We start from the raw sequence: 14,834 nt of genomic DNA on the forward strand, positions 1-14,834 counted from the left end.
CATTGGCCCATAATCGCTTCTCTTGAGACGATTCCTTGCTAGAGGAATATCAAGGCGGCGGTAAGCAATAAGATAGGCGGCGGGCCGGCGTTCCATGGTGAAGATCATACCCAAATTTTTCCGGTGTTTTAGCCTTATCGCCCTGGCAATGACTTGTGGCGTCGCGGCTGCGGAGGCGCAGTCTGGCGGCCTCGCAGTAAAGGCGCAGCAGGCCTACATGATCGATGCCGAAACCGGCACTGTTTTACTGTCTCTGAACGAAAACACGCCATTTCCACCTGCCTCGCTTGCAAAGCTGATGACGGTAGAGACGGTGCTTGACGCACTGACGGGCGGACGTGTGACGCCTGAGACGTCCTATCCCGTCTCGGAATATGCGTGGCGAACGGGGGGAGCACCTTCCAGAACCTCAACCATGTTTGCGGCACTTAAATCCTCCGTCAGCGTCAACGACCTTCTGACGGGCATCATCGTGCAAAACGCCAATGACGGCTGCATCATTGTCGCAGAAGGCATGTCTGGTTCCGACGCAGCCTTTGCCAAGACAATGACAGAGCGCGCCAAGATGCTGGGTTTGACGGGAAGCACCTTCGCCAACTCAACCGGCTTGCCGGACCCTGCGAACAAAACCACCGCGAAGGACATGGTGATGCTGGCCAAGCATATCCGTGACATCTACCCAGATCGCTACAGCCTGTTCACCAAGCCGGATTTTGAGTGGAACCGGATCTTTCAACGCAACAAGAATACACTTTTGGCCCAGGATCTCGGTATTGACGGACTCGGGCTCGGCTTTGCGGAAGGCCATGGATATTCTGCCATCATCTCAGCCGAGCGTGACGGTCGTCGCATCTATCTGACGCTCGCCGGTATGGAGGACGACAAGACTCGCCAAGAAGAGGCGCGTCGTGTGGTCGATTGGGGCCTGACGGCCTTTCAGAAGCGAGAGTTGTTTCAAAAGGACGAAACGGTCGGGAGCGTGAGCGTCTATGGGGGCGCCGCATCCACCATAGACCTTGCCGTACATGAAACGGTAGGCATCCTCGTGCCGCTCAACAATCCCGACAGGCTGTCTGGCCGCATCGTGTATAAATGGCCGCTCAACGCGCCGCTGGACGCGGGCTACAACGCCGCGACTCTGAGGATTTTCTCCGGCGAACGATTGCTGCGTGAGGTGCCGCTCTATACCACTGCCCCCGTTGCCGAGGGTACATTAAGCCAGAATGCGGCAGGCGCCTTGAAGGAATTATTGTTTTTCTGGCTGTGAGATATGGCGCGGTTTCGCCCACGATCGATATCGTCTAATAAGAAGCAACAGCCGAGACTATCAGGAAGAGACATTGCCCCAAAAAGGACTGTTCATAAGCTTTGAAGGCGGCGAGGGCGCTGGTAAGTCCACGCAGATCCGTATTCTGGCGGAAACGCTGCGCAGCCGCGGCTTTGAAGTCGTCGTAACGCGCGAACCCGGCGGTTCTGCGGGGGCAGAGGCGATCCGACACGTGCTTCTCTCCGGTGCGGCAGAGTCTTTTGGCGTGCGTATGGAGGCCATGCTGTTTGCCGCCGCGCGCAACGACCATGTCGAGGAAGTCATCCGTCCGGCGCTGGAAAGTGGCGCTGTCGTTCTGTGCGATCGATTTCTCGATTCCTCTCGGGTCTACCAGGGAACGACGGGAAATCTGGAGCCGGATTTCATCGAGACGCTACAGCGCATTGCTGTGGATGGCACCATGCCCGACCTGACGCTGATCTTCGATATTCCAGCGGTGGACGGTCTTGCGCGGGCGCGCAAGCGTGCCGATAGCGGGGAGGCGCCTGACCGCTTCGAAAAGGAAGAGTTGGAAACGCATGAGAAACGCCGCGAAGCCTATCTCGACATCGCGCTGAACGAGCCGCGTCGTTGCCGCATCGTGGATGCAAAGCAGCCGCAGGACAAAGTGACGGAAGACGTTCTGTCCATGGTTGAGCCTCTGCTCGAGCGCTTCAAGAGCCTCGCGGATTTGACGCCATGAGCGAAACGCCGGGCGTTCTCGATGGGGCGATCGCGCCGCCGGACAATACACGTCTGTTCGGCCATGACGAGGCAGAAGCATTTCTGGCGCAGTCCTATCGATCCGGCAAAGGCCATCACGCCATTCTAATCGAAGGGCCAGAGGGGATAGGCAAGGCGACGCTGGCGTTTCGTTTTGCCAATCATGTTCTATCCCATCCCGATCCAGTCGAGGCGCCCGACCACATAGCCGATCCGGATCCGTCATCGGTCGTCAGCCGCCAGATTTCCTCCGGTGCATCACATAATCTCCTGCACCTGACACGGCCAGTCGATGACAAGACGGGACGCGTGAAGTCGGCGATTACCGTGGATGAGGTGAGGCGGGCAGGGCACTTCTTCTCGCAAACGTCCGGAACCGGGAATTGGCGTATCGTCATCATCGATCCGGCGGACGATCTTAATCGCAATGCCGCCAACGCCATACTCAAAATTCTCGAGGAACCGCCGAAGCGGGCTATGTTCCTGGTCCTATCACATGCGCCGGGTAAGCTTTTGCCGACTATCCGTTCGCGCTGCATGCCGTTGCGGCTTTTGCCGCTGGACGATAGTGCTATGGGAGATGCGCTTGATCATCTTGGGCTCAATATCTCCGGTGAGAAGCGGGAAGCGCTGCTGCTAGCTTCCAAGGGAAGCTTGGCGCAAGCGCTGAAGCTCATCAATTATGGCGGTTCCGATATCGTTGACGTCTTCACTGCGGCGATGAGTGCGGAAGGGCCTTCGGCGCGCAAGCAAATGCACAAGCTGGCGGATGTTCTTGCGCAGAAAGATGGCGATATCATCCTCGGCTTTTTCATGGAGCACGCTACCGAAGAGCTGATGCAACGCGCCAAGGCAGCCGCCCTTGCGGGAGACCTGAAAGGCGCGGAGCGTCGCGCGCGACTGTCGTCGTCCCTCTCCGAGCGTATCGCTATTGCTCAAGCTTACAATCTCGACAAAAAGCAGATGGTCCTGTCCATTCTGGAAGACATGCGCTCGGTCTGATCCGCATAAAATCCACGGCTTTTGCTTTCGCTTGTGCGAACAATAGGCTAAAGCGGTCTTTCTCAAAAATCAGACCGTAAAGCCGATCGAGCGTCATGACAGACAAGACCCCATTTTACATCACCACAGCGATTTCCTATCCGAACGGCAAGCCGCATATCGGCCACGCCTACGAGCTGATCGCGACGGATGCCATGGCGCGTTTTCAGCGTCTGGATGGACGGGATGTGTTCTTTCTGACCGGCACTGACGAGCACGGCCAGAAGATGCAGCAGACGGCGCGTGCGGAAGGTATTTCGCCGGAAGAGCTGGCGCAGCGCAACTCCGACCAGTTCCGCGAGATGGGCAAGCTGTTGAATGCCTCGAATGACGATTTCATCCGCACGACGGAAGAGCGCCATCACGAGACATCGCGCAACATCTGGAACCTGATGTCGAAGGCTGGTGACATCTATAAGGACAGCTATGCCGGATGGTACTCCGTCCGCGACGAGGCTTATTACGCCGAAGACGAGACCGAACTGCGTGCAGATGGCGTACGTTACGGACCGCAGGGTACACCGGTGGAATGGGTGGAGGAAGAGAGCTACTTCTTCAAGCTATCTGAATATCAGGACAGGCTGCTCAAACATTACGAAGATAACCCCGATTTCATCGGTCCAGCCGAACGGCGAAACGAGATCATCTCCTTCGTCAAATCAGGCCTGAAGGATCTTTCCGTTTCGCGCACGACTTTCGACTGGGGCATCAAGGTTCCGGACGATCCGAAGCATGTGATGTATGTATGGGTGGACGCGCTCACTAACTACATCACCGCGACCGGCTATATCGAAGACAAACAAGGCCCACGGGCAAAATACTGGCCGGCTGACGTCCATATTATTGGCAAGGACATCATTCGCTTCCACGCCGTATATTGGCCCGCCTTTTTGATGAGCGCCGGCTTGCCGCTGCCAAAGCGCGTCTACGCCCACGGCTTCCTGCTCAACAAGGGCGAGAAGATGTCGAAGTCGCTTGGTAACGTGGTCGATCCGGTCAATCTGGTGAATCATTTCGGCCTTGATCAAGTCCGCTATTTCTTCCTTCGCGAAGTCTCCTTTGGCCAGGATGGAAGCTACAGCGAGGAGGGGATTGCGACACGCATCAACGCGGACCTTGCAAATGGTATCGGCAATCTCGCCAGCCGTTCGCTCTCCATGATTGTCAAGAATTGCGATGGTCAGATCCCGACACCCGGCACCTTCTCAGATGAAGACAAGGCGATGCTGGCGGCGGCTGACGCGCTTCTCGCCACCTGCCGCGATGAGATGAGCAAGCAGATGATTCACAAGGCGCTCGCCTCGATCATCGCTGTGGTATCAGAAACGGACCGCTATTTTGCCGGTCAGGAGCCGTGGGCGCTGAAGAAGACCGATCCCCAGCGCATGGGGACCGTCCTTTATGTCACGGCGGAAGTCGTGCGCCAGATCGGTATCCTGCTTCAGCCGTTCATGCCGGCATCGTGCGAAAAGCTTCTCGATCTGGTCGCCGCACCTTCAGACAAGCGGGACTTTGGGGCACTCGGAGAGGCCGGTCGTCTGATGCCCGGCACACCGCTTGAGGCGCCAAAGCCGGTCTTTCCGCGTTACGTAGCGCCGGAGGCGTGAAGGCCAGCATGCTGATCGATACTCATTGCCATCTGGATTTTGCCGATTTCGACGCTGAGCGCGACGATATCATCAAACGCGCCCACTCATCTGGCGTCGCCCAGATGGTGACGATTTCGACCCGCGTTCGGCGTCTGCCAGAGCTATTGAAGATCGTCGATGCATACCCATCCGTCTTCTGTTCTGTCGGCACGCATCCGAACAACGCAGATGAGGAATTGGATATCTCCGCTGACGAGCTCGTAAGGCTTGCCAACGGTCATGAAAAGATCGTGGCGATCGGCGAGGCCGGGCTGGATTATTTCTACGACACGCAAAAGCCGGAAGACCAGAAAACGGGGCTGCGGCGTCACATCGAAGCAGCACGCATAACCCAGCTTCCGCTCGTCATTCACAGCCGCAGCGCTGATGACGATATGATTGCTATCCTGCGCGAAGAAAGCGGGAAGGGCGCGTTCCCGTTTATTCTGCACTGTTTCTCTGCGGGACCGGACCTGGCGAAGGCCGGTGTCGAACTTGGCGGTTATGTTTCGTTCTCGGGCATTCTCACCTTTCCGAAATCGAAAGATATCCGCGACATCGCCGCGACCATTCCGCTTGACCGCCTGTTGGTGGAAACGGACGCGCCCTATCTTGCGCCAAAACGCTGGCGCGGAAAGCGCAACGAACCGTCCTATGTCGTCAACACGGCTGAGGTTCTGGCGGACGTTCACGGTCTGCCCTACGAGACGATGGCTGAGATCACTACGGACAATGCGTTCCGCTGCTTTTCGAAAATGACGAGAGTCTGATCCTTTGGCACTCTATCGGCGTCGCTTCACCATACTCGGCTGCTCCTCGTCTCCCGGCGTTCCCCGCATCAATGGAGACTGGGGGGCGTGCGACCCGACCAATCCAAAAAACAGACGCACCCGCGCGGCATTTCTCATCGAGCAGATTTCCCCGGATGGCGGTGTTACCACCGTCGTTGTCGATACCGGTCCAGATTTTCGCGAGCAAATGATTGCGGCGGGCGTCAAAGCGATCGATGCCGTCATCTATACTCACCACCACGCCGATCACCTGCATGGAATCGATGATCTGCGCGGCTACTTCATCACCTCTGGCAGCCGGATACCGATCTATGCCGAGCCGGATACGATGCAGCGCATCCGCGATGGTTTTCCATACTGCCTGGAAACGCCGGCCGGGAGCAATTATCCGCCGATCGTCAAACCCAATCTGATCGAAGACCTGGATCAAGACATCGTTATTGAAGGCGAGGGTGGCCCGCTGCGTATCAGGCCGCATTTGCAGCAACATGGCGATATCGTTTCGCTCGGCTTTCGCGTCGGTGACGTTGCCTACTGCACCGATGTCAGTGATTTTCCACCAGAATCCGTCGAAAAGCTCCAAAATCTGGACACGATCGTCATCGATACGTTGCAGTATCGCTATCACCCAAGCCACCTGTCGCTCGAGCAGTCGCTCGGCTGGATTGAGACGCTTGGCGCCAAACACGCGATATTGACGCATATGCACACGCCGTTGGACTATGAGACCGTCTTGCGGGAAACGCCGGACCATGTCGAACCCGGCTACGATCAGATGCGTTTCGAGGTCGAACTGACGCAAGAGCGCTTGTAGCTGCAATAGAGGAATGCAATGTCGATCAAGCCCTTCCGCGCCCCCAGCATGGCGAGCTTTTTCGACAATATACGCAGCGGACGTTTGCGTGCGCTCTTTCGTCGCGGCGAACTCGCTCTCGTGGTTCTTGCAATCCTTGTTGGTGCATTGGCCGGCGTTCTTGTTTCTCTGATCGGAGCGCTCAGCACGGCACTGCACGTGCTTGTCTTCGGCGTCGAAAGGCTCAGCAGCAGCGATCTCTCTGGCTGGATCGTTATGGCTGGCCCTGTCATTGGAGGCGCGGTCCTTGGCCTCATACTCTTCATCCTATCCCGAACCCGCAAGAAACCGATGGTCGACCCGATTGAGGCCAACGCACTCCATGGCGGGCGGCTGTCATTGACGGACAGCATCATCGTCTGCGTGCAAAACATCGTATCAAATGGCTTTGGTGCATCGGTTGGACTTGAAGCGGGCTACACCCAGGTTGCCAGCGGCGTCGCATCCAAGCTTGGCCTGAACCTGAAACTGAGGCGAGGGGACATGCGTATCCTCGTTGGATGCGGGGCCGCTGGCGCGATTGCCGCCGCGTTCAACGCGCCTTTAACGGGAGCGTTCTATGCTATCGAACTGATCATCGGTACCTACACGATCGTCACACTTGCGCCGCTGATCGTGTCGGCGCTTGTTGCAAACATTGTGGCAGGCCTAATATCTCATCACGGCATCAACATCGACGTTGTCGGCTCAAGTTCAGTGACGCCTCCCGATTATGTGCCGGCGATCTTTCTGGGTGTCGTTTGCGCTGGCATCGGCATCGTTCTCATGCAGGCGGTATCCTTTATCGAGGAAACAGCGCGCAAAAGCGCAATACCGCTATGGCTTCGCCCCACACTTGGAGGGCTCGTGGTCGGGGCGTTGGCGCTGATCTCGCCACAGGTGCTTTCCAGTGGTCACGGCGCTCTGCATCTCAATCTCGACGCGAATATCACCCTTATGGGACTTGTTGGACTTTTCCTGCTGAAAGCCACGGCCAGTGCCGTCTCTATTGGCTCCAGTTTCCGCGGCGGCCTGTTCTTCGCGTCTCTTTTTATGGGCTCGCTGCTCGGCAAAATCTTTGCCGTTTGTGCGCCCTTCATCGGCTACGGCGCCACACAGCCGGTCGTCTACGCTGTCATCGGCATGAGCGCCTTTGCCGCTGCCATTATCGGTGGCCCCTTGACCATGACGTTTCTGGCGCTCGAACTGACAGGCGACTTTCAGATCACGGCACTTGTCCTTGCCGCGGTTATCACCACATCGCTCGTCGTTCGCACCACCTTCGGCTATTCCTTTGCCACATGGCGTTTTCATCTGCGCGGTGAAAGCATCCGCAGCGCCCATGACATAGGCTGGATTCGCGATTTGACCGTCGGAAAAATGATGCGTGCGGATATCCGCAAAGCCAATCTCAGCATGGGACTTGAAGCTTTCAAGGAGAATTTTCCGCTTGGGTCCACGCAGCGTGTCATCATGACAGATGATGATGGGCGTTACGTCGGGATCGTGCTGGTACCGGAACTCTACGCCGACCCGATGGAACGCGACGCTTCAGAGATCGGCCTCGAATCCTATCTGCACTACAAGAACAATGTACTGCTGCCGACGATGAACGCGCGCCAGGCTGCAGCGGCTTTCGACGATACCGAAAGCGAAGCGCTGGCTGTCGTCAACGACAAGGTAGAAAACCGGCCGGTGGGCCTGCTGACTGAAAGCCATACGCTGAGACGCTACAGCGAAGAATTGGAGATGCGACGCCGTGAGGCATCTGGCGAGATTTGAGTGGTTGAGGCAACGCAGTGCCTAAACGCACCGGCTTCCCACCTCTATAAGTTCCATAATCTATATTATGCGATCTTTGGGCATTGGGCGGATCTGACAGGCAGCGTCTCTCAGCACCTCGCCCCTGGCTCTGGCGCTTATGGCGTTTCGCCCAAATCCACTTTGACTGGCTTGGTAGAACGCAAGGCATTGACGTAACCGAAGTCAGAAGCACCCTCGGTGGTTCTGCCATCCGTATTCGTCGATAGCTCAAAAGATCGCTCAGGTGCAGTTGGAGCTAAGTTGCGATGGCGGCATGCCGATCACTGCGTCGTAGACAGAATACAATTGCCTCGAAACGAAAGTGTTCTGGCGCCGCAACCTTATGCGCGGCGCCAGAAAGGGAAATATCACTCGGCGACCTTGACCAACAGCTTGCCGAAATTGCCGCCGGACAGCATAGAGGTAAAGGCTTCGGGTGCTTTTTCCAGGCCGTCCACGATGTCTTCGCGATAATGGATTTCTCCGGCGGCTATACGAGGACCGATCTCGGCCAGAAACTCATCGAAATGGTCCTTCGCGAATTCGATCTGAATAAATCCACGGACTAGGATGCTCTGGCGAAGGATTGTCGACATCGTGGCCGGGAGACGGTCCTCCTGGCCAGCGCCGGCACCATTGTAATGGGCGACGAGCCCGCAAACCGGCACGCGTGCGAATTGGTTGAGGAGCGGCAATACGCCATCCCAAACACGGCCGCCCACATTTTCGAAATAGACGTCGATCCCATCTGGGCAAACAGCTCCGAGGTCTGATGCGAAGTTACCCGATCGGTGATCGACAACGGCGTCAAACCCAAGCTCGTTCTTCACGAACGCGCATTTTTCCTTGCCGCCTGCAATGCCAACGGCACGAGCACCGGCAAGTTTTGCAAGCTGGCCAACCATGGAGCCAACTGGCCCCGAAGCTGCTGCAACGACGACCGTTTCACCCGCTTTCGGCTGGCCGATAAATTTCAGTCCTGCCCATGCGGTAAATCCCGGCATACCGAGCGCGCCCAGGGACGTGGTGATCGGCGCACCGTGGGTTTCGACGTGGCGGAGCTGATCGCCGTTTATAGTAGCGTGGCCGCTCCAGCCCGTCCTGCCTCGGACGATATCGCCGGGTGAAAAGTCGTTATGTCTAGACTTCACGACCTCGGAGATTGCCTCTCCTTCCATGACACCGCCCACGGGCACAGGTGCCGCATAGGATTTTGCGTCGCTCATGCGTCCGCGCATGTAAGGGTCGAGAGAAAGATAAAGGGCCTTGACGGTAACGTCCCCCTCGCCTGCCTCTTGAAGCTCGAACTCCTCCAGGCGGAAATTGTCAGGTCCAGGTTCTCCTGTGGGCCTGCTTGCGAGAACGATGCGGCGTGCAGAAGTCATTTGATGCTCCTCTTTTCAGCATCGGACTTATCTAGGAAGACTTGCAGAGTTTCCAAGGCGGATCACCGCTCGTGGCACCATTTTAGCCGGAGTACGAAAGAGACGTTGCCTCGCTCGCCAAGCAGGATAGGGTGTTATCTCCATTCCCAAAGACATTCGAATCCCGTGAATGACATTCCGCAGCCGACTGATCCTCTACGCCCTATTGACATCCCTCACCTCGCTGAGCATCGACGCTCTGCTACCTGGGCTCAGGCAGATAGGACTGGAGCTTGGCGCGGCGCCACCGCTCTCCACCCATCACGTGATATCACTGTTCATTTTCGGCATGGCCTTCGGTGAACTGGTCATAGGCCCTCTTTCGGATGCATTCGGGCGCAAGCGGGCGCTACTCGGAGGGATTTGCGTCTATCTCCTCGGAACGGCCATAGGGCTCTTTGCTCAGTCTTTGGAGATGGTGCTCATCGGCCGTTTTCTACAAGGCGTTGGCGTCTCCGGCCCGAAGATCGCAACCCGAGCCATGATCCGAGATCAGTTCAAGGGCAATGCTATGGCGCGCGTCATGTCCTTCATGTTCACACTCTTTATCCTCATTCCGATGCTGGCTCCTGCTCTTGCGCAAGGGCTTATCGCCGTCGCAGGTTGGCGCAGTATTTTTGCAGCCTATCTCGTGATCGCTGTTTGCCTTTGCATCTGGTTCACTGGAAGACATCCTGAGACATTACCTGTCAACCGGCGCATCCCATTTCGACCGCGTCTGCTTTTCCTCAACGCTTTGCGGATTCTCTCCAGCCCCCGGGTGACGCTGCTGATTATCGCGACTGGCCTCGTGTTTGGTGCGCAGCTCCTCTATCTCAGCACCGCCGCGGACTTATTCTTTGAGGCCTATGGCGTGGCGGAGACCTTTCCACTCTACTTTGCTGCGCTGGCTCTTGCGATGGGACTTGCCTCCTTTATCAATGCCAGGCTCGTTCATCGTCTCGGCACGGTCACAATGGCGCGCATCGGGTTCATCTGCCTGACCACGGTGTCTCTACTCATGCTGGTGGCAACTTTTGTTGAAGTTGGCGCCCTTCCCTTCGTGGCGTTCCTGTCGCTGCTTTTCCTCGCTTTTTTCGCAATCGGCATCCTGTTCGGAAACCTCAACGCCATGGCAATGCAGACGCTTGGAAACGTCGCAGGGTTTGGGGCATCCTTGATCGCGTCGGGGTCAAGCCTCGTCGCCACCGCGTTTGCCGTTGGCTTCGGAAGCTTTTACAGCGCCAACACCATTTATTTAGGCGTTGGATTCTTTGCGGCAGGATTGTCGTCACTCACACTTGCCGAAGTCGCTATCAGAAGAAACGAGCCGTCGGTTATCGGCGTCAGCCGATGACCTCCGTTGGCGGGCGGTATCACCGGCTCCCGGGAAACAGAGCGGTCGCAAGTGTCGAGGGCGCTGTTCTGCTCAGCTTGAACTCTGAGATCACGCGTTCGGCCACGCCGAAGGCCAGATCCCGCTCGATTGCGGACGCGTCGAGGCTCACCGCCGTGACCGTGAATTTCGCTTCCGCAATCACCTCGCCCGTCTGCACGGCGGCCGCACGCACTACGGCCCTGACAGAGGCACGCTGGCCTAGAAGCAACGATCCCCTTGCATAGGCTTCGAGCCGGATCGTCAGCACCACGCGCGGACGCGCACGTACTCTCACCGTATCGTTGATGGCATTGGAAACCCGATAATGGATCGACTGCATAAGCTCCGGCGAAATATCCGCGCGCGCCGCAACAAAGGCGCCTCGCACGTCATAGATCAGCCGATCGCCTTCGCGCGTCTCGGGCCCAAGCCTGAAAGACATGAGTGCGAGAGACGTCAGCAGAACCACGCCGATCCGCTTGAGTTGCCGATACAAGAAAGATGCCTCCCCTAAGGTAACCTTCAGGGTGCATCTTCGTGCATCGTGGTTAAAAATGCTCTAAGTCGCTCGTGTGATCTTCACCGCGCTGCAGCAAGAACGCGGGCCGCGGCACGCATGTCGGTGAAGCGCACAGCACGACGCTGTTGGGCTTCCTCGTCTTCTCCCCACTGCTCCGCAGTCCAGTCTTCATCGAGATGCGCCAGGGCCCAAACTTCCTCAAGGCTTTTCTCGCCTTCGGCAAGCGCCAATGCGAGTATTGCAGATCCCGTGAGTGTCGTCATCGTGTGGAGAGCTGCAAGCTCGATCGGGGTATCATATTTGCGCAGTGTGACGGCAAAAGCGGCCACCGCTTCTCGGGGCTGCTCTTGGTGCATGACGCCTTCTATCAGGATAAAGCGCGCACCAAGCGAATTTGCTGCCCAGTCGATAACGCGGTCCCATTGCTCCGTCTGGCGCTCGACAAGCGCTTCCGGTTCGCCTGCCCGGTAGCAGAGCAGATCGCTGGAGGAAAAGCGCAGAATATCTTCAAATACCGCCTGGGGGTCGTTCGCTACGCCATCGATCGCCGTATTCACATGGCGGGAAATCGGCATAGTGGAGGGGTCGATCACCTCCGCCTGCGCGTCCCACTCATCGCGCATCAAGACCGCAAGCGCTCTGGTTGGAACATAGAGCGGATGTTTTGCAGGCGTACGCAGCACCTTGCCATCGAGACGGATCGTGAAGGCGCCCTCTTCTGCTTCCTCCACAGTCACCTCCTTATAAAAACGCTTGGGAAGCGGCTTCTGCATCTGGATTTGCGCCCGGCGGATCGGGTCTGGATGGCTCAAGCCCTCCGAAAGATCGTTCAGCAAGTCACGCATATTTGGTCCTCGTCAGCTCGGTATGTGACCGGGAATTTCGCTTGGATGGTTGACGATCGCATCAGCGCCAGCAGCCCAGAGCGCATCGACGGAGGCATACCCCCAAGCGACACCTATTGCCTTGGCACCGGCGGCCTTTGCCATCTGCATATCGTAGATCGCATCGCCTATGACAATCGTATCGGTCGGAACCATGCCGGTTTCGTGGCAGCATTCGCTCACCATGGCCGGATGCGGTTTCGAGGGGCAATCATCCGCTGTGCGGGAAACAATGAAGTGCTCACGAAAGCCGTGTGTGTCCATTATCAGGTTGAGGCCACGGCGAGATTTACCTGTCACGGCCCCCATCAACAGTTCTTCGCGCTCGGCAAGCTTTGCGATCATCTGCGCAATGCCGTCGAACAAGGGCTCCTGAAAACCAGGCTCTGCGCGTGTTTCGGCAAAAATCGCCTTATAATGAGCGGTCATCGCCGTTGCCTCATCATCCACATGCATCTTTCCCTGCATTCGGGCGATGGCGATATCGAGCGTCAGCCCAATAATCGATTTCGTCAGAGACACCTCAGGACGCGGATAACCGAAATGCAAGAAGGTGCGCGCCATAACCTCATGGATGAGGCCGACGCTATCGACCAGCGTCCCGTCGCAATCGAAAAGAACAAGCTTCATTGATCGTCCCTGTCACCATCGGCAACATCGAGGCCGAGGAGATTCCACGTCTGCACCATATGCGGCGGAAGAGGTGCGCTGACGCGGAGACGACCGCCGGACGGATGGGGAATATCGATGTGGCGTGCGTGCAGGTGCAGGCGCTTCTGGATGCCGCCGGGAAAATCCCAGTTCGGGTCGTCGATGTAGTATTTCGGATCGCCAATGATGGGATGGCCCATGTGTAGCGCGTGTACGCGCAGCTGATGGGTGCGGCCGGTATAAGGCTCCATTTCCAGCCAGGCCAAATTTTGCGCCGCGGTATCGATTACCCTGTAATAAGAGATCGCGTGGTCGGCACCTTCCTCGCCGTGCTTGGCAATGCGCATACGATCTCCATCCGGTGTCTGCTCCTTGACCAGCCAGCTCGAAATCTTGTCCTGGTGTTTGCGCGGAACGCCTTTGACCAGCGACCAGTAGGTCTTCTTCGTATCGCGTTCGCGAAATGCTGCAGTCAGCTTCTGTGCCGCGCCACGGGTACGGGCGACGACGAGAACGCCGGATGTATCGCGGTCCAGACGATGGACAAGACGGGGCTTTTCGCCTTTCTGGTTCGTCCAGGCTTCGAGAAGGCCGTCGATATGGCGGTTTACACCCGACCCGCCCTGCACGGCAATGCCGGCAGGCTTGTTGAAGACGAAGACCTTGTCGTCCTCGTGAAGCAACATGCGCTTGAGAAGATCGCCGTCCTCCGAATGCTTCAAGTCCTTGGAGCCGATCGGGCCGCTCTTGACCTTGGCATCGACATCAAGTGGCGGCACGCGGACCATTTGGCCGGGTTGAACGCGGGCATCGGTTTTGACGCGGCCACCATCGACGCGAACCTGGCCCGATCTCATCAGCTTTTGCAGCTGACCGAATCCGAGGCCCGGGTAATGGATCTTGAACCAGCGGTCGAGACGCATTCCGGCCTCGTCGGCCTCAACCTTGATGTGCTCGATACCTGCCATGGCAATTCCAGTCTTTCTTTTCTGATCTGCCGCCTCGTTGGTGTGCGGCCTTTGCCTTGCCTTTAAAACAAAGCGCGGCCCAAGGCCAGCCCGGCAAAGACCGCAGCAAACGAAACCAGTAGACTTGCCAGAAGATATAGGGCCGAAAGGCCTATTTCGCCCCGCTCGAACAGCACCATCGTATCCAGGGTAAACGATGACCAGGTGGTAAAGCCACCAAGGATGCCGGTGACGATGAAGACCCGCATCTCTGCGGAGGCATCGAAACGTCGGGCGATCATTTCCACGAGAAGACCGATCGCAAATGCGCCTGCGATATTGACGGTCAATGTGCCAAAGGGAAAGTTCGGTCCCGCAAGACGCGTCGCACCCAGGCCGACAAGATAGCGTGCGACTGAACCAATTGCGCCGCCGACTGCCACGAGCAGAATGTTTAACATGAGAGCCGTTTCAATTCTATGGATGTGTATTTTGACCCTAAGACAAGTTGATGGATTTAGAAATACGCTGCGATGCCTGATGTCGCCAATGATTAAAATACGCAGCAAATTCAACTATTAGATTTAGGGCCGAGTAAATTCCGCGCTGCTAGTTTTGTCTCTTCTTATTATTGAGGGCAGACAATGTCTCAGCTTTGGTCGGTTTCCGCGAATATAGCGGCGTATGCGTCTGAAAGCGTCCGCTTGGCGCAACGTCCGCCGAGAAAAAAGGAAATTGAGAAGGCTGCCGAAGAGTTGCGCCGCCAGTCGGAGCCTGATGCTTCACCGCATCCGCTGATCAATCTCGCTGCCGCTGCCCCTTCCCTTTCTCTCTTTGCATCCACCCGTCAAAATCCACAGACGACGTTCGAGCAGGCCCTGCACGCCTATGAAGAGAATCAGGATCCACCGGATTAATCTCTGTGCT

General features: G+C 57.1%; 15 protein-coding genes. 9 read left to right on the forward strand and 6 right to left on the reverse strand.

Translation table 11 applies throughout. The features are described 5' to 3' along the window. Positions 1-94 precede the first annotated feature (94 nt). The 7 genes from QZ862_RS12950 to QZ862_RS12980 all read left to right on the forward strand — a co-directional run bounded on the left by QZ862_RS12950 (position 95) and on the right by QZ862_RS12980 (position 8,103). Positions 95-1,267 (forward strand): D-alanyl-D-alanine carboxypeptidase family protein, encoded by a 1,173-nt coding sequence (locus QZ862_RS12950; protein WP_296100411.1) that lies wholly within the window; start codon positions 95-97, stop codon positions 1,265-1,267. Positions 1,268-1,340: 73 nt separating this feature from the next. Beyond that, positions 1,341-2,009 (forward strand): dTMP kinase, encoded by a 669-nt coding sequence (gene tmk / locus QZ862_RS12955; protein ID WP_296100414.1) that lies wholly within the window; start codon positions 1,341-1,343, stop codon positions 2,007-2,009. After that, on the forward strand, positions 2,006-3,031 hold the full coding sequence (locus QZ862_RS12960) for a DNA polymerase III subunit delta' (protein ID WP_296073687.1): 1,026 nt from the start codon (positions 2,006-2,008) through the stop codon (positions 3,029-3,031). The genes tmk and QZ862_RS12960 overlap by 4 nt, the downstream gene beginning before the upstream one ends. Positions 3,032-3,126: 95 nt before the next feature. Further along, positions 3,127-4,677 (forward strand): methionine--tRNA ligase, encoded by a 1,551-nt coding sequence (gene metG / locus QZ862_RS12965; RefSeq protein ID WP_296100416.1) that lies wholly within the window; start codon positions 3,127-3,129, stop codon positions 4,675-4,677. 8 nt (positions 4,678-4,685) lie between these two features. Next, positions 4,686-5,468 (forward strand): TatD family hydrolase, encoded by a 783-nt coding sequence (locus QZ862_RS12970; protein WP_296100418.1) that lies wholly within the window; start codon positions 4,686-4,688, stop codon positions 5,466-5,468. A gap of 4 nt (positions 5,469-5,472) precedes the next feature. Beyond that, a complete protein-coding gene (locus tag QZ862_RS12975) occupies positions 5,473-6,303 on the forward strand; it encodes an MBL fold metallo-hydrolase (protein ID WP_296100420.1) in 831 nt (276 codons plus the stop codon). Positions 6,304-6,321: 18 nt separating this feature from the next. Then, the gene (locus tag QZ862_RS12980) at positions 6,322-8,103 is read left to right on the forward strand and encodes a chloride channel protein (protein ID WP_296100422.1); all 1,782 of its coding nucleotides are present in this window, start codon (positions 6,322-6,324) and stop codon (positions 8,101-8,103) included. Positions 8,104-8,492: 389 nt separating this feature from the next. Here the strand turns inward: QZ862_RS12980 and QZ862_RS12985 are convergent, their stop codons facing one another. Next, positions 8,493-9,509: an NADP-dependent oxidoreductase gene (locus QZ862_RS12985; protein WP_296100424.1), complete on the reverse strand. Its 1,017-nt coding sequence runs from the start codon at positions 9,507-9,509 to the stop codon at positions 8,493-8,495. A gap of 169 nt (positions 9,510-9,678) precedes the next feature. Between QZ862_RS12985 and QZ862_RS12990 the strand changes: the two genes are divergently transcribed. Beyond that, positions 9,679-10,884 carry an MFS transporter gene (locus QZ862_RS12990; RefSeq protein ID WP_296100426.1) on the forward strand — a complete coding sequence of 402 codons (1,206 nt, stop codon included), beginning with the start codon at positions 9,679-9,681 and terminating at the stop codon, positions 10,882-10,884. Between the two features lie 19 nt (positions 10,885-10,903). Here the strand turns inward: QZ862_RS12990 and QZ862_RS12995 are convergent, their stop codons facing one another. The 5 genes from QZ862_RS12995 to crcB form a co-directional block, all read right to left on the reverse strand. Continuing rightward, complete coding sequence (locus QZ862_RS12995) at positions 10,904-11,401, reverse strand: hypothetical protein (protein WP_296100428.1); 498 nt, start codon at positions 11,399-11,401, stop codon at positions 10,904-10,906. Between the two features lie 83 nt (positions 11,402-11,484). Continuing rightward, positions 11,485-12,270 (reverse strand): ATP12 family chaperone protein, encoded by a 786-nt coding sequence (locus QZ862_RS13000; protein ID WP_296100430.1) that lies wholly within the window; start codon positions 12,268-12,270, stop codon positions 11,485-11,487. 12 nt (positions 12,271-12,282) lie between these two features. Then, the gene (locus tag QZ862_RS13005) at positions 12,283-12,939 is read right to left on the reverse strand and encodes an HAD-IA family hydrolase (RefSeq protein WP_296036563.1); all 657 of its coding nucleotides are present in this window, start codon (positions 12,937-12,939) and stop codon (positions 12,283-12,285) included. Continuing rightward, positions 12,936-13,928, reverse strand: a complete 993-nt coding sequence (locus QZ862_RS13010) for an RluA family pseudouridine synthase (RefSeq protein WP_296075801.1) — start codon at positions 13,926-13,928, stop codon at positions 12,936-12,938. Before QZ862_RS13010 ends, QZ862_RS13005 begins: the two co-directional genes overlap by 4 nt. 62 nt (positions 13,929-13,990) lie before the next feature. Beyond that, entirely contained in the window at positions 13,991-14,368 is a 378-nt protein-coding gene (crcB, locus tag QZ862_RS13015) for a fluoride efflux transporter CrcB (protein WP_296075804.1), read from the reverse strand. Between the two features lie 183 nt (positions 14,369-14,551). Between crcB and QZ862_RS13020 the strand changes: the two genes are divergently transcribed. Beyond that, positions 14,552-14,824: a hypothetical protein gene (locus tag QZ862_RS13020; RefSeq protein ID WP_296100432.1), complete on the forward strand. Its 273-nt coding sequence runs from the start codon at positions 14,552-14,554 to the stop codon at positions 14,822-14,824. Positions 14,825-14,834: the final 10 nt, after the last annotated feature.

The sequence above is a fragment of the uncultured Agrobacterium sp. genome, assembly GCA_913777615.1.
In the GTDB taxonomy this organism is placed as follows: Bacteria; Pseudomonadota; Alphaproteobacteria; order Rhizobiales; family Rhizobiaceae; genus Agrobacterium.

Bases quoted from the DNA above. Each gene is read 5' to 3' on its own strand.
- QZ862_RS12950 (WP_296100411.1), top strand. From the start codon at position 95: ATGGTGAAGATCATACCCAAATTTTTCCGGTGTTTTAGCCTTATCGCC.
- QZ862_RS12960 (WP_296073687.1), top strand. From the start codon at position 2,006: ATGAGCGAAACGCCGGGCGTTCTCGATGGGGCGATCGCGCCGCCGGAC.
- metG (WP_296100416.1), top strand. From the start codon at position 3,127: ATGACAGACAAGACCCCATTTTACATCACCACAGCGATTTCCTATCCG.
- QZ862_RS12970 (WP_296100418.1), top strand. From the start codon at position 4,686: ATGCTGATCGATACTCATTGCCATCTGGATTTTGCCGATTTCGACGCT.
- QZ862_RS12980 (WP_296100422.1), top strand. From the start codon at position 6,322: ATGTCGATCAAGCCCTTCCGCGCCCCCAGCATGGCGAGCTTTTTCGAC.
- QZ862_RS12985 (WP_296100424.1), bottom strand. From the start codon at position 9,509: ATGACTTCTGCACGCCGCATCGTTCTCGCAAGCAGGCCCACAGGAGAA.
- QZ862_RS12990 (WP_296100426.1), top strand. From the start codon at position 9,679: ATGACATTCCGCAGCCGACTGATCCTCTACGCCCTATTGACATCCCTC.
- QZ862_RS13000 (WP_296100430.1), bottom strand. From the start codon at position 12,270: ATGCGTGACTTGCTGAACGATCTTTCGGAGGGCTTGAGCCATCCAGAC.
- QZ862_RS13005 (WP_296036563.1), bottom strand. From the start codon at position 12,939: ATGAAGCTTGTTCTTTTCGATTGCGACGGGACGCTGGTCGATAGCGTC.
- QZ862_RS13010 (WP_296075801.1), bottom strand. From the start codon at position 13,928: ATGGCAGGTATCGAGCACATCAAGGTTGAGGCCGACGAGGCCGGAATG.
- crcB (WP_296075804.1), bottom strand. From the start codon at position 14,368: ATGTTAAACATTCTGCTCGTGGCAGTCGGCGGCGCAATTGGTTCAGTC.
- QZ862_RS13020 (WP_296100432.1), top strand. From the start codon at position 14,552: ATGTCTCAGCTTTGGTCGGTTTCCGCGAATATAGCGGCGTATGCGTCT.